15 protein-coding genes and 1 riboswitch are annotated in these 14958 nt (G+C 44.8%); of the genes, 6 read left to right on the forward strand and 9 right to left on the reverse strand.

Annotated features, from left to right (window positions below):
* The first annotated feature begins 3 nt into the window (after positions 1-3).
* A complete protein-coding gene (locus tag ERX29_RS06785) occupies positions 4-588 on the forward strand; it encodes a pentapeptide repeat-containing protein (RefSeq protein ID WP_133443945.1) in 585 nt (194 codons plus the stop codon).
* A gap of 234 nt (positions 589-822) precedes the next feature.
* Here the strand turns inward: ERX29_RS06785 and ldmS are convergent, their stop codons facing one another.
* From ldmS to ERX29_RS06810, 5 genes are all read right to left on the reverse strand, one after another.
* A complete protein-coding gene (ldmS, locus tag ERX29_RS06790; protein ID WP_133443946.1) occupies positions 823-2004 on the reverse strand; it encodes an L-aspartate--L-methionine ligase LdmS in 1182 nt (393 codons plus the stop codon).
* A 4-nt stretch (positions 2005-2008) separates the two neighbouring features.
* Entirely contained in the window at positions 2009-3208 is a 1200-nt protein-coding gene (locus tag ERX29_RS06795; RefSeq protein WP_133443947.1) for a M20 family metallopeptidase, read from the reverse strand.
* A 75-nt stretch (positions 3209-3283) separates the two neighbouring features.
* Positions 3284-3383, reverse strand: a riboswitch (SAM riboswitch).
* A 57-nt stretch (positions 3384-3440) separates the two neighbouring features.
* On the reverse strand, positions 3441-5111 hold the full coding sequence (locus tag ERX29_RS06800; RefSeq protein ID WP_133443948.1) for a sensor histidine kinase: 1671 nt from the start codon (positions 5109-5111) through the stop codon (positions 3441-3443).
* Entirely contained in the window at positions 5108-5776 is a 669-nt protein-coding gene (locus tag ERX29_RS06805) for a response regulator transcription factor (protein ID WP_243720001.1), read from the reverse strand. The genes ERX29_RS06800 and ERX29_RS06805 overlap by 4 nt, the downstream gene beginning before the upstream one ends.
* A 75-nt stretch (positions 5777-5851) precedes the next feature.
* The gene (locus tag ERX29_RS06810) at positions 5852-6397 is read right to left on the reverse strand and encodes a GrpB family protein (RefSeq protein ID WP_133443950.1); all 546 of its coding nucleotides are present in this window, start codon (positions 6395-6397) and stop codon (positions 5852-5854) included.
* Between the two features lie 162 nt (positions 6398-6559).
* Here ERX29_RS06810 and ERX29_RS11145 point away from each other — a divergent pair, with 162 nt between their 5' ends.
* From ERX29_RS11145 to ERX29_RS06825, 3 genes are read left to right on the forward strand one after another with little or no spacing between them, the layout of a single operon-like run.
* A complete protein-coding gene (locus ERX29_RS11145; RefSeq protein WP_133443951.1) occupies positions 6560-8071 on the forward strand; it encodes a pyridoxal-phosphate dependent enzyme in 1512 nt (503 codons plus the stop codon).
* An 11-nt stretch (positions 8072-8082) separates the two neighbouring features.
* A complete protein-coding gene (locus ERX29_RS06820) occupies positions 8083-9228 on the forward strand; it encodes a bifunctional cystathionine gamma-lyase/homocysteine desulfhydrase (protein ID WP_133443952.1) in 1146 nt (381 codons plus the stop codon).
* 12 nt (positions 9229-9240) lie between these two features.
* Entirely contained in the window at positions 9241-9705 is a 465-nt protein-coding gene (locus ERX29_RS06825; RefSeq protein ID WP_133443953.1) for an S-ribosylhomocysteine lyase, read from the forward strand.
* A 150-nt stretch (positions 9706-9855) separates the two neighbouring features.
* Here the strand turns inward: ERX29_RS06825 and ERX29_RS06830 are convergent, their stop codons facing one another.
* From ERX29_RS06830 to ERX29_RS06845, 4 genes are all read right to left on the reverse strand, one after another.
* Positions 9856-10698, reverse strand: a complete 843-nt coding sequence (locus tag ERX29_RS06830; protein ID WP_133443954.1) for a carbohydrate ABC transporter permease — start codon at positions 10696-10698, stop codon at positions 9856-9858.
* On the reverse strand, positions 10698-11594 hold the full coding sequence (locus ERX29_RS06835) for a carbohydrate ABC transporter permease (protein ID WP_133443955.1): 897 nt from the start codon (positions 11592-11594) through the stop codon (positions 10698-10700). The genes ERX29_RS06830 and ERX29_RS06835 overlap by 1 nt, the downstream gene beginning before the upstream one ends.
* An 8-nt stretch (positions 11595-11602) precedes the next feature.
* Entirely contained in the window at positions 11603-12916 is a 1314-nt protein-coding gene (locus ERX29_RS06840; RefSeq protein WP_133443956.1) for an ABC transporter substrate-binding protein, read from the reverse strand.
* 70 nt (positions 12917-12986) lie between these two features.
* Entirely contained in the window at positions 12987-13595 is a 609-nt protein-coding gene (locus ERX29_RS06845; protein WP_133443957.1) for a hypothetical protein, read from the reverse strand.
* 131 nt (positions 13596-13726) lie between these two features.
* On the opposite strand from ERX29_RS06845, the gene ERX29_RS06850 reads away from it, so the two are divergent.
* Complete coding sequence (locus tag ERX29_RS06850) at positions 13727-14410, forward strand: hypothetical protein (protein WP_133443958.1); 684 nt, start codon at positions 13727-13729, stop codon at positions 14408-14410.
* 98 nt (positions 14411-14508) lie between these two features.
* Entirely contained in the window at positions 14509-14772 is a 264-nt protein-coding gene (locus tag ERX29_RS06855; protein WP_133443959.1) for a hypothetical protein, read from the forward strand.
* Positions 14773-14958 lie beyond the last annotated feature (186 nt).

The following is a 14958-nucleotide window of genomic DNA, read 5'->3' on the forward strand; positions in this document are numbered from 1 at the left end:
GAAGTGATAGAAAATCAGCATGTCGTACTAACTCATGACGGCGGTCGTTGTCATTATAAAAACTGCGTCATCACAATAGATGCGGATTTGCGGGAATTAGATGAAATGATTTTTACGGCATGTCAGTTTGAAGGAGATTTCTCGGCGGTCCATGTGACGGATACAGTGTTTGAGAAATGCCAGCTGATGAATCTGAATTTTGAGAATATCAGCTTCCGCCGCGCTCGTTTCGCCCATTGTCAGATGACCGGCTTCAGCTGTCATAACGTTCGTATGAAAGATGTCAGTTTTGAAGGCTGTAAGCTCAATCTATTAAACCTTGTCGACAGTCAGCTGGATGGTGTAAAATTCACTGATTGTGATAAGACAGAAAGTTATTTCTATCATGTTGACCCGAAAAAGTGGCTAATGCATACTTGCCGGCTAACTCGTACGACATTTATTGAAACGCCTCTCAGCGGACTTAACCTCAGCACCTCCGAAATAGAAGGCATTACAATTCAAGCTGGAGACCTAGTCGGCATTAAAGTGAATCGTTATCAGGCGGCAGATATCATCTCCTTATTTGGAATTGAAGTGACTGATTGATGAATGAATGCTAGTTATTGCAATAATTATCTCCTGAAGGCCACATTTTTGCAGTTTCTTAAATTCGGGTTAAGTTCTGGCCTTCAAACGGCTCCTGAAGGCCACATTTTTACAGTTTTTCAAATTCTGATCATGTTCTGGCCTTCAAACAGCTCCTGAAGGCCACGTTTTTCAATTTTGCTTATAAACACAAAAATTCCCGCAGTCTACACAAGTCTGCGGGAATTAATTTTTTTATTCAGCTGTATTAAAAGTGGTGAATGCCTTATTTTTCGCTTCAACTTCTTCTTTAGTGCCGTGCCATATGCCGACGAAACGTGAAGGCGTTTCATCTTTCTTGTAGAAATCACCATCGTAATAAGCGAGCGGGAACAGTTGTCCTGCCTGCACTTCTTCGAGCACGCGTTCAAAAAATCTGCTGTTCTCAATCTCAGAATAATAGCCGAGAAATTTCTTATATTCTCCTGCCAGAAGATCATTGATAAGCAGCAGTGACGTTGAACCGTTCTGACGGAAGTTCAAGTCGATGGCATAGACGTCACCTTTATCGTCCACCAGCAGATCGAATCCTGCAATTCCTCTGTATCCTGCGTCAACGCCGTTCTGCATAATTTCTTTTCCTGCTTCAATGACGCTGTCAGGTACGTGATCGGCTGTGATGTTACCTTTATATTTACCATACTCGTTCGTTTCCTGAATAGAAGCACCGATATAGCTGAGTCCTAATTCATCGCTGTAAGCATACTGCACGCAGTAATTGGCTTCTGTCTTGATGAAGTCTTCGATGACAAAGTCACTGGCACTTTCTACTGCACCGATACGCTTCAATGCATTCTTCAGATCTTCATCGTGATAACAGATCATAACGCCGTATCCTCCTGCTGTCGGATGGTCATCAGCAGGCTTCAGCACATAAGGAAACTGCCAGTCTTGAAGCCGTTCTGCAAGCTGTTCTGCATGTACGATTTCACGCTTCGGCAGAAACTTACCCTTCGTCCATTCTTCCAGGCGCATTTTATTGTTCAGCGCGATGAATGTCTGACGGTCGAGATAAGATGCTTCCGGATTCACATATTCTGTTTCATGAGCATATTGAAAGAAGATTTTCTCACCCTTCTGCTCTGCTTCTCTTAACCTTGCGTTATAAGACTGCTCGTCTGTATAAACGCGGTAATTTTCAGGAAGTTCAAGTCCCGCAGCTTCAAACAGCTTATTAGTTTTCTCACCGACAGTCGCCTCGTGAAGAATGACCGGCATATCCGCAATCAGCAGTTCACGTGCTGTCAGCATGTTGGATTGGTGAAGTTCTGCTGTCAGCCATGGATTTTTACCGAATGACGGACGAGATGTGAAAACTACATGATCACCATATAATCGGTGTAGTGTCAGCGGTAGTTTAGCCGTAAAGTTGTTCATTAATTTACCCCTTCAGACGTTGATGCAGCTGTTTGATTTCCTCAAGTACAGCTGGTTGTGTGATAAGCTCAACTGCCATTGTCGCCATTATACGTGCACCCTGCAGCAATGCACGGTCTCCTTCAGCGCTTGCTGCCGCCTGCTCAAATTCATATGTGTGACCGATAAGCGTTGACGGACCGATTTTCAGATGCGGATGAATGGTCGGAATGACATGGCTCACATTCCCTGTATCTGTTGACCCGAAACCAAAATCATCGTGCTGAATCACTTCTCCGTGAAGCGCAGCGTGACGCTCGAATAAGTCGTCAAGCCGGTCATTCAATATAAACTCGTCGACGCCATTTTGAATCGGCTTCAGTCTGTACTGTCCACCTGCCATGTCCGCTGCTCCTGCCGCAATGCGCTCCACTTTCTGTGTCAGGACATCCAGATCACGGCGGCTAAGCGCGCGCGTGTAAAATCTTGCTTTAGTATAATCAGGAACAATGTTGGCACTTGCGCCACCATTTAATATAATACCATGAACTTTATCTTTTGGTTTAATATGTTGCCGCAGCTGCGCGACCCCGTTGAAGAAGCTGATCATCATATCGAGCGCATTGACTCCGTTGAACGCATTCTCAGAAGCATGCGCGCTTTTTCCGAAAAATTCTACTTCAAATACGTCGACTGCGAGCGTGGGTACAGTACGATATGATTCGTGTCCCGGGTGAACCATGAGTGCGACGTCACAGTCATCAAACAGCCCTGCTTTGACGTATGTTGCCTTCGCACTGCCGTTGACCCCGCCTTCTTCTGCCGGTGTGCCGAACACTTTGATCACTCCGCCGATATCATCGATCACTGTCTTCAAGCTCAGCGCTGCCAGCACGCTGCTCGTCCCGATAATATTATGACCGCATGCGTGACCCAGGTCCGGCAGCGCATCATATTCTGCGAGGAATGCGATGACCGGTCCTTCCTTCTCTGCTTCGTAAGTTGCAATAAATCCTGTGTGATGTCCTGCAATATCGCGCACGACATTGAACCCGCCTTTCTCCAGCAGTTCTGACAATTCCTGCTGCGCGAAGAATTCCTCATTGCCGAGCTCCGGCCGCGCATGAATCGCATGGCTGATATTGATGATTTCCTCCTGATGTGCCGTAATAAAGTCTGTAATCTGCTGCGTGTGTTCTGCTGCTATGTTATATTTTGTTGTCATAAGTGATTTCCTTCCTGTCCCACTACTATCAAGAAAGCAAAAGAGACATTCCTAAAAGATAAGGAATGTCTCTTCTTCTTATCTTCCAGCATGACTGCTGTAGGAGTTAGCACCTTACCAAAGGGCAGGTTGCTGGACGTCATAGGGCCTTTCCCTCGATCCGTCTTGATAAGTGATTTAATTGTTATTGATTACTATATAATTTCTGAGAAGATCCGTCAACCATTTCATTTCACTCTGATGCCCGGAATTTTTTAATAGCAGGCAGGTAGATTCTGAACCGTGTCCCTGCCACTGAACTTTCCACTTCTATATGACCCCCGTGTCCTTTGACAATCTGCCGGGCAATGGCAAGACCGAGACCCGAGCCGTTATGGTCGGACGTTGTATTCGTTCCTCTGTAATAGTGATCGAATATATAAGGGAGATCTTCTTTCTTAATGCCACTGCCGTTATCTGCGATTGAAATAATGAGCTGATGATCTGCTACAGTTGTATTGATCCAGACTTCAACAGAATCGTTATGCACAAAGGCATTCGAGATGATATTAAGCAGCACTCGCTTCATTCTTTCCCGGTCAATATGAACGACCGCATCCGTCTGATTGACATAGCGGAGACCTGGCTGGTTATAATGGACAACAAAATCATTGATGTACGGGACGATACGTGTTTCTTCCTTATTGAAATCCAGCACTTCACTTTTCAGCTGATAGGTCATATTCAGATCTTTGATCAATGTATCGATATACAGCGCCTTGTCTTCTATGATCTGTGCAAACTGCTGCCGTTCTTCAGCAGAAATCTCTATATCACTTGTCAAAAGCTTGCTGTAGCCATATATGGAACTAAGCGGCGTCTTCAAGTCATGACTGATGCCTGCAATCCATTCTTCACGCAGCTTACCGATTCGCTCCTGATACTGCTCGTCCTGCCGAAGCTTTGTCGTCAGATCCTTGATGGAATCATCAACAGAAGTATACACCCGGTATTTTCGACGCAACCGATCACGGCGGTAAATCTTATCATTATATGGCACCGCGTAATTCCCGTTCTGCAGCATTTTCACCCAGTCGACAAAGTGCACGAGCGGTCTGGTCAGCCGGTGTCCGACCAGCAGCGCAAGTGCAAGGATAATACCAAATATGACAACCGAGAACAACAAATAGCCGATGAAGAAGTTTTTCAAGCCATTAATAAACGCTTCGTCTTTAAACGCACCATTGTCATCGAAGATAATCTGCTTATCCAGTACTCTCGGATTCTTTTCGACTAATAAGTAATAATTACCGTCCCGCATCGTTTCACGGATGTTATATTCATTGAAGTTATCACCGTTTAAATCCTGAAACCATGCTTTCTCTACAAGATTCGTCGAGAAACTGCCATGAACTTTCTTCAGTTCAGCTGCTCTCGAGCTTTGAACGAACAGACCGATTTCGTGCATATCCATATAACGCTTCAATGCTGCGTCCTGTCTCAAATCAAACATTTCGGCGGCCTTGACAATCGGTTTCCGGTTGATCAGTACAGCCTGCCGGTCAGGTGTAAGCGACCACGAGGTCACGTCCTGAATATAGTACCAGTACAGGCCGTGCAGTTTTTCACCGTTCTGATTAAAAATCTTCAAGATGGTGCCGTCACTGTCTCTTATGACGAGCATGCTTTTATTTTTCTTCAGTGCCACGGCGAGCGGCTCCGTAATAGAGATTTTTTCATCCTCCACGTTAATCAGTGATTGCATTGTTGATGTCGATTCAGTCGACAGATCGCCGGTGAGAAGCGTACCATTCCACCGTATTATCAAATAGATGAACAATGCGATAATCGCAATATTGATCAGCACATAGAGCAGCAAAAAGTAATTGATGAATCGCCACGTGAACTTCCGTTCGATGCTCATTCTTCTATTCCTACTTTTAGGATATAGCCGACGCTGCGCACAGTCAGCAGGCGTTTCGGCACACTCGGGTTGTCCTCAAGCTTCTCTCTCAGTTTTCTAATATGGACCATGACCGTGTTGTCGTCGATAAAGCGGTTCTCCCATACCGCTTCGTAGATCTCTTCTTTCGTCAGCACTCTGTTCTGATTCTCATAGAGAAACTGCATCAGAAGGTACTGCTTGCCTGACAGATGATAGGTCTCTCCCTTGATAATCAGCTCAGCCTTCTGCTCGTCAAAGAAAAACGCGACGTTGCGGTAATCACGCACATAGCGCTCAGCATTGGCTTTGACACGGGCAGCAAGAATCAGCGGATTGAAAGGTTTTGTAATATAATCATCTGCACCCGTCGCAAATCCTTTCAACTTATCTTCATCAGTGACATTCGCTGAAACATAGAGAATCGGTGCCTTCGAGAATGTCCTGATTTTCTCTGCCAGCATATAGCCTGACCCGTCCGGCAGGTTGATATCGAGTATATATGTATCGTGATGAATCCTAAGCTGACTTTCAGCATCGCTGTAACATGTTGCGATATTAACGGGACTGAATCCTTCCTTCAGCAGAATAAAACGGATCATTTCAGCAATTTCAATCTCATCTTCTACAATCAGCACACTTGTCATCATCTCACCTCTTTGCCTTTTTATAGCATTTACGAACTCTTTATTCAATAGTGTAAGAGGATTTTTAAGGAAAGTTTAAGAAGAAATCATCTCATCTGTCTGCTTCAGCGAACTGTTATACCACGATAGTGCTTTTTGCTCCATCACTAATATAAAGACATTTTTACCTTCTACATAGGAATCAATATCGAACGGATATAGTTTTGCAAGCTCTACTTTCAGATGCTGATAGCGCTCCATCTCGCCGCGGAACGTCCTAAGGTAATCTCTAAACGCCAGATGCCGTGTCACTTCCGGGTTCCCCTGCTGATAGACATGAACGTGGTGGGTCCGGTCGTCTCCTCCTTTTTGGAAATAGCGCCGTCCTGATATCCCGTTTTCACCTTTTGCCTCGTAACCGAGTGCCATCATACGCTCAGTCAATTGGTCGATCGCTTCGATATCTTTGACGACCGGCATGATATCAATAATCGGTTTCGCGGCTAAACCCGGCACAGCAGTCGATCCAATATGATAAATTGCCATCAACTGGTCTTTGAAGATCTCCCGCAGCTTGCGTGCTTCTTCGATATATAGATGCTGCCATATGCTATCATATGGCTGTACGACGACTCTCCTCATCACGCTCACCTCTTTCGGACAATTAACAAAATAATCAGATATCTTAACCTTTTAGCCATTATAGTACGTCCATCTCTTTGAAACAAATCATTTCGTTGCCAATGTCTTTTTGACGTGTTATTATTAATTCCGAGTTAAGCAGTAGGAAAAAGAGGTGTATTAATGTCTTTATCTTTTATGGATATTTTTGAAGAATGGGCTGACAATTACGACGAGGCTGTAACGGGTCATAATCCTGAGTATAAGGATGTCTTCGAAAACTATCCTTTTATGCTCGGAGAAGCGGCGAAACGCGCGCATGGCCGGACGATTGAATTCGGACCAGGTACTGGCAACTTGACGCTGCTGCTGCAGAATAAAGGACTCGAAATAACCGCAGTGGAACCAAGCCGTGAGATGGCAGCAATCGGTGAGCATAAGACAGGTCTCGTGTTTCAGCACGGAGATTTCCTGCATTTTGACAAGCAGCCGGCTGATACAATCATCAGTTCGTTTGCGTTCCATCATCTAACTGATAGCGAAAAAGAAACAGCTATTAAAGATTACCATTCATTGTTGAGCGAAGACGGCCGCATCATCATTCTGGATACAGTATTTAACAGCATAGAAGAGAAGCAGGAGATTATCGACTATTATCGCAGCCTCGGCTATCATAATCTGGTCGATGATCTGAACCGTGAGTATTATCCGCTCAAACAACACATGCATATGCTGGCAGAGCGGAGCGGCTATAACTACGAGGCTGTTCAGCTGAATAAATTTGCACATCTGCAAGTGCTGACAAAAAAGAATTTCAAGCGACCGGCTGATTTAATCGGCGATACACCACTTGTCGAACTGACGACATTTAAACTCCCTGCTGGTGTCCGGTTGTTTGCAAAGCTCGAAATGTATAATCTTGGCGGCTCAATAAAGGACCGACTAGGACAGAACATTATAGAACAGGCGCTATTTCGCGGTGACATCAAGACAGGAGAAGTCGTAGAAGCGACTGCCGGCAACACAGGAATCGGTCTTGCGCTTGCGTGCCAGGCGCATGGACTCAAACTTCGCGTCTATGTTCCTCAGAAATTCAGCGTTGAGAAGCAGGATATTATGCGCGCGCTTGGTGCCGAGCTTGTTCACACAGCGACAGCAGACGGCATGCTTGGTGCGAGAGCAGCGGCAAAAAGCTATGCTGATGCGACCGGTGCATTTTATACTAACCAGTTTGAAACGTTAGATAATCCGGCAAGTTATGATAAACTTGCACGTGAAATCACGGACGCTGTCGGCACAGTCGATATGATAGTGGCAGGTGCAGGCAGCGGCGGAACATTTACAGGGCTTGCTGAACGTCTGAAACCAACAGGTACACGTACAGTCATCGTCGAACCAGTCGGCTCCATCTTAAACGGCGGTGCGAGTGGATCACATCGTACTGAAGGTATCGGCGTGGAAGTATGGCCGGAATTTTTAGAGCATAACTTAATAGACGCAGTCGAGACCATTAGCGACGATGCTGCATTCGCTGCAGTAAAACAGCTGGCAGTGCAGGAAGGTCTGCTCGTCGGCAGCTCGTCCGGTGCTTCCCTCACTGCCGCGCTGAACCAGGCACAAAACGTCAAAGGAAATGTCGTCGTCATCTTTCCGGATGCAAGCGACCGTTATTTATCACAGCATATATATGAATGAGGAGAAAAATGATGAAAAAGAAAACAATGATGATCCACGGGGGTCAGACAACAGATGAATTCACAGGAGCAGTATCTACTCCTATTTACCAGACAAGCACTTATCAACAGGACGGTATCGGTAATTTAAGACAGGGCTATGAGTATTCAAGAACAAAAAATCCGACGCGTTCAGCACTTGAGTCATTGATTGCAGATCTCGAGCACGGCACTGATGGTTTCGCTTTCGCTTCAGGCATGGCGGCTGTATCAGCGGCTGTCATGCTGCTTAATGCCGGCGACCATATCGTCGTCGGTTCAGATGTGTACGGCGGCACGTACCGCGTCTTCACAAAAGTGTTCGACCGCATCGGCGTCAAGTCGACTTTCGTGGATACGACAGACGAAGAAGCGGTCAAAGCTGCTATTACAGAAGACACTAAAATGTTATATATAGAAACACCGACTAATCCGCTGCTGAACGTCACTGATATCGAACGCATGTCGAAGGTCGCGAAAGAACACGGACTGATCACAGTCGTTGACAATACATTTATGACACCGTATTTCCAGAATCCGCTAGACCTCGGCGCTGATATCGTGCTGCACTCAGCAACAAAATACATCGGCGGACATAGCGATGTTGTAGCAGGGCTGCTCGTGACGAAAAATGAAAAGATTGCTGAAGATTTAGGCTTTATCCAGAATTCAGTCGGCGGCGTACTCGGACCACAGGATAGCTTTTTGTTAGTCCGCGGTATTAAGACACTTGCGCTGCGCATGGAACAGACAGAAAAAACGACGCTTGAGATTGTCGACTATTTGAACAATAATCCTCAAGTGACAGCGGTCTTCCACCCTAGCCAGTTGAGTGACAAGCAATTAGCGGTTCAGAAACGCCAGGCATCAGGATTCGGCGGCATGATTTCCTTTGACGTCGGTTCGAAGGAAAAAGCGGAACTGCTCGTTAAATCTCTTCATTACTTTACGCTTGCAGAATCACTGGGCGCAGTAGAAAGCCTGATTTCAGTGCCTAGTCAGATGACCCATGCCTCTATTCCACGCGAACGCCGACTAGAACTCGGCATTACCGACGGGCTCGTCAGAATTTCTGTCGGTATCGAAGACAGCGAAGACCTGCTGGAAGACTTAAAACAAGGCTTTGAAGCTATTCATTAAGGAGTGTTGATGATGCAGAAAATGAACGTAGAAAGTTTTAACCTAGACCATACGAAAGTTAAAGCACCATTTGTCCGTATCGCCGGAGTTAAAGAAGGTCAGAACGGCGATGTCATTCATAAATATGATATCCGTTTCAAACAGCCGAACAAAGAACATATGGACATGCCTGCGCTCCATTCACTGGAACATTTAATGGCAGAAAATATCCGTAACCATACAGACAAAGTCATCGATATTTCGCCGATGGGCTGTCAGACCGGTTTTTATCTGTCACTGATCAACCACGCTGACTATAATGATGTCCTAGTCATTCTGGAAAACACATTGAACGACGTACTGGCAGCGACGGAAGTCCCAGCGTGCAACGAAGTACAGTGCGGCTGGGCAGCAAGCCACAGCCTGGACGGCGCCAAGGCACTCGCAAGTGACATGTTAGCTAAGAAAGATGAATGGAACGTCATTTATCAGGATTAACATGATGATTGAGGTCTGCATTTTTATGCGGGCCTCTTTTTCTGGCCTTCAAACGGCTCCTGAAGGCCACGTTTCTGCAGTTTCTCAAATTCTGCTCATGATCTGGCCTTCAAACAAACAAGCACTAAAAAATCCCGCATCAGCGGGATTTTATTTATCGACAGAACTTTGTCCTGTAATATTGGAGCCTTGAATGAAGTATTTCTGGAATATGAAGAACAGGACGATGACCGGCAACAAGACCATCAGTGAGCCTGCCATCAAATAATTCCATTGCGTTGTACTTCGTTCTTTGAAGACTTGCAGACCGATCTGCAAAGTATAAAGATTTTCGTCATTAATATAAAGCAGTGGTCCCAGGAAGTCATTCCATACACCGTTAAACGTAAATATCGCAACAGTTGCAAGCGCCGGCAGCACAAGTGGCAGACCGATTTTTCTGAAGATGTAAAAATGACTCGCTCCTTCCATACGCGCGGCTTCAATATAGGACTTCGGAATGCCCATAAAGAACTGACGCAGCAGGAAGATGTTGAACGCACTGCCGAAAAATGCCGGCAGAATGAGCGGATAGTACGTATTCAACAGATGCAGTTTTGCAAACAGTACATACTGCGGAATGAGTGTGACAAATCCCGGTATCATCATCGTGCCGAGCACAATCAAAAACCATATCTTCTTGCCCTTAAAGTCGAGCTTCGCAAAGCCGTATGCAATAAACGCATTCACAAAGACATTAGCGACGACACTGATCAATGTGATCACGACCGAGTTCACCGCATAAGTCGTAAACGGTGCTGCTTTCCATGTGTTCATGTAATTCTCGAAATGCCATTCTTTCGGTATAAAGGTCGGTGTCCCGCCCATAATTTCTTCCATTGTTTTGAGTGAGGTTGCAATCATCCACCAGATCGGGCTCAAGATGACGAGAGACCCGGCTACTAGAAGAATAAAGTTGAACCACCGCCAGAACGGACTGACTTGGTTTCTCATCAGTTATCCTCGCCTCCCTCATAATGCACCCAGCGCGGCGCGAGTTTTAAATTGACTACCGTCAGAATGAGGACGAGTACAAATAAAATCCAGCTCATCGCCATCGCGTAGCCCATGTCAAACGCCTTGAACGCCTTCAGCCACATATACAGATTGTAGAATAGCAGTGAGTTCGACGGTGAACCCGCGCCATCGCTACTCATGACGTACGCTTCCTGGAATATCTGGAACGCACCGATTGTACTCGTCACAATATCAAAGAAGATAATCGGTGTAATCATCGGCAGTGTAATATTGAAAAACTTCTGAAAGCTATTCGCCCCGTCCATATCCGCGGCCTCATAAAGTGACTTTGAGACTCCTTGCAGACTCGCGAGATAAAGCAGCATACTGCCACCGACACTCCACAACTTCATGAAAATCAGCGATGGTTTCGTCCATTCAGGATCCAGCAGCCAGTTCGGACCATCGATGCCGATATAGCCGAGCACCGTGTTGACTAGTCCGGTTGATGGATCAAGCAGCTGCATCCATAATAAATACACGCCGACGCCTGACAGTACAGCCGGCAAATAATAGATCGTTCTGAAAATCCTCATGCCGGGAACATCCTGATTCATCATGAGTGACAACAGAATTGCGCCTACTGTTGTCAGCGGCACAGAAAAGATAACGAAGAATAACGTGTTCATCATAGACGTATAAAACAGTTCATCTTCCTTGAATAATCTTGAATAGTTGGACAGTCCGACAAAATCCATCTGTGACGTGATATTATAATTCGTAAAACTTGCATAGAGTGAAAAAAGAATCGGGCCTAGTGTAAACACTAGGAACCCAAATATCCATGGCGATATGAACAAGTAACCGGCCAGATTATCTTTATTTTTTTTCATGCTGACACCTACTTCTTGTTCTGTTCGACTAATTTCTCCACATCAGCTTGTGCTTTTTGCAGTCCATCTTCAGTAGATTTTTTACCTTGCATAATATTATCAAACTGCGGATTGACTAAGTTGAAGTAATCAGGTGCTGATACTGGTACTGGTGTGAGAATCGTATGTTCCATATTATCAACTGCCTGCTGATACGCTACTTTCTTATTACCTGTTAAATTTTTACCAGCGGCTTCGGCTGCTTTTTCATTTGCCACTAAGTCAAATGTTTGTTCAGCCCAGTACTGCTGATTTTTCTCGTTGGTCAGGAATTTGATGAAGTCATAAGCTTCTTCTTTATGTTTAGAGCCTTTAGGAATTTCAGCGACGAATCCGCCGCCCCAGCTTGTTGGCTCTTCGCCTGCTTTAGGAGCCGGCAGTGGTGCTACACCGTAATCGATGTCTTTCGCGTAATCATCCATCTGTGTCGCAAAACTCTGGTCTTTAATAATCATGCCGACATTTCCTGCGAAGAACGGGTTACCTTGCTGACTATCGAATTTAGCCTGGAATTTCTGTAATGTATCGCTGCCGTATTTATCCTGCCATTTTTTCAGCCAGTTCATCGTGTCGATGTTCTTCTGAGTATCGATAGAAACATTACCATCCATATCAATGTAGTTTTTATGGTTGGCATTAGTCAGCCAAATATCAGGACCGACTCCGAACAACGGATAGAAGCCGATTTTTTCATAAGTCGAACCATTTTTCTTATCGAGCATAGCTGAATATTTCTCTAACTCCTCCCAAGTTGTCGGCGGTTTGTTAGGATCAAGTCCCGCTTCTTTGAAGGCATCTTTGTTATAGAACAAAACGCGTGTATCTGTGTTATAAGGAATACCATATGTTTTACCTTCATGCTGCGTTGCATCCCACATCTCTTTTGAGAACTGGTCAGCTAAGTTGTCTTTTTCGACGAACGACGTCAGATCTTCTGCCTGATTTTTCATCCCACGAAGTGCTGTTGCGTTAATATCATTGATCACGACATCAGCTGGATTACCGGCAGCAATCGCCGCTAAGTTTTTCGTCCAGATGTCACCCCAAGGCAAGTATGTATGTTTCACTACGACTTTGTCCTGAGATTTGTTGTAGTCATCAATAATTTTATTCAGTGTCGCTTTACGCGGGTCAGAACCCCAGAATGTCCAGAATCGGATTTCTGTCTTGCCATCCTTACTTGCCTTTGTATCTTTAGCATTATTGTCACTCTTCGGCACTAATCCACCGCATCCTGCAAGCATCAAGACAAATACCATTAATAGACCTAACAAACGTTTCATACATTTTCCCCCTATTTTTGTATGCAAAATTGACCCTAAATAAAAAAGCAGTTCTACTGCTTCTTTACTATTAGAATCGAATAATGTTTACTGCACCGTACACGTCATCAAAATTATTAAGTACTTTCAGCTGTTCATCAACGATGTCTAATTTGTATTTACCTGTAGTTTCGTCAAGCTTTGCAATGTCTGCTGCGCTTGCCGCATCCTGTTTCTTGAAGTTAAATGTCACTGCATAGTCTTTCTGATCGCCGGTGCCATAGACTAAGTCACCGATGACTTTCACTGTGCCGTCTCCTTCAAACAACGCTTGATGTTCTTCAGGCATTGTGAAACGGAAAGTATAATGCGGTGTGTTATGCATTAAATGATTGTAGAGCACGTCGTCGATCGTATAGTCGATACGTACCGCCACACCTGATTCATCAGGGTTCACGTGAAAGTTCTTCAGCATAAAGTGCGGCATGTAAAACTCCTGACCGATATACTTGTTCGGCGTTTCACGTTTTTTGAACAGCTGCATATTCTGATTCCCTTTAACCTCCTGATCAGATTTCTTATCTTTCAATAATACAAATGCTGTAGCTCCGATTGCCAGTGCTCCAAGCAGTACGCCAAATGTACCTTTAGCTTTGCCGGAACGTCGGATCGGTTTCTCGTAATGATATGGGCAGCCCATTGTTGAACTCCTTTCACTTTTAAAATTATTACTTCTATACCCTTTTAAAGTGTTCTAATGCATAAACAATACAAAAAAAATTTGAAACATGGTAATCTATAATTTGTAACGTCAACGCCTGGAGGTAATTCATGATTTTTTCACGTACGCCAAAGACTGCTTGGCGCCCTTGGTTATATTTAGTGCTTTTCGTCTTATTGATCGGACTGATTTTTGAACAGTTCGTCCAGCTGCTTGTGGCACAGTTGTTTCCAGATATTTATAGTGTCCTGCCTTTCACACTGGATATTTTCTTTACGGAACAGCTGTCTCTTATGACCGGCATCCCGTCATGGGTCATCACACTCATCATCATCGGCATTCTGACCGCACTGATTTTCTGGGTCATTGAACTGCTCGCCCGCTATAATGAAATGCAGGAAGAACTATATATCGCTGACACTGTCGATCACGCACTCTATAAAGCCATCATGACCCGTCCGCAAGTAAAATATACTCAGCTGCCGCTTTTTACCGGTGACTTTATGCGCGACAACAAAGGAACACGTGCCGACATGCAGTCAGATGCATCAGCAGCTGAACGCTATCAGTTCATGCATTCTGCCTTGTACAGCCTGCCACTTGATGAAGTGTTCTATCTGAAAGATATTATCGTGAAGCGTGATGGTTTCAGAGGACTGAAGTTTTCAGCCGAAGCAGTGACAAACCGGCGCAACCTGCTCGTCAAAAAGCGCAAAAATTTCTTTGTGTCAAAACACGTGAATGACTATGCTGCGCTTAGTGATTTTATCAAATCAGAAGCGATGAAAAAATAGCTGGATGTTTAGCATTAACATTATTTACAATTAATTAACTGAAAATTAATCGCACGTACAGCCGTTTCCTAGTATGATGTCATTACGGAGATGATATCATGTTCAATAGAGAAGAACGCCTGCAGCTCATTGAAACTTATGGCAGGGAAGACGCCCTTGCCCGCTACAAAGCAGAAGCTGCTCTGATCACTTCAGAAGAATTGCAGCGTTATCAAGCAGAGATGAACACAGCTGACAAAACACGTCTGACTGATGCCATCTGTTTCGTAGACTACTGCTACACCAACCATCAAGAAAACTTCGATGACATTGTCGACTGGCTCCACACTTTAAGAGCCATCCAGCGTCAAATAGAAGGATAGCCAGCCCTCGCGATATGATGGGGGCTGGTTGTTTTTTTGTTATCTGATAATATAAGACTCCTGAAGGCCACGTTTCTGCAGTTTTTCAAATTCTGGTCATGTTCTGACCTTCAGACGGCTCCTGAAGGCCACGTTTCTGCAATTTTTCAAATTCTGATCATGTTCTGGCCTTCAGACGGCTCCTGA

Origin of the sequence: Macrococcus lamae (assembly GCF_004359545.1) — a bacterium.
Taxonomy (GTDB): Bacteria; Bacillota; Bacilli; order Staphylococcales; family Staphylococcaceae; genus Macrococcus; species Macrococcus lamae.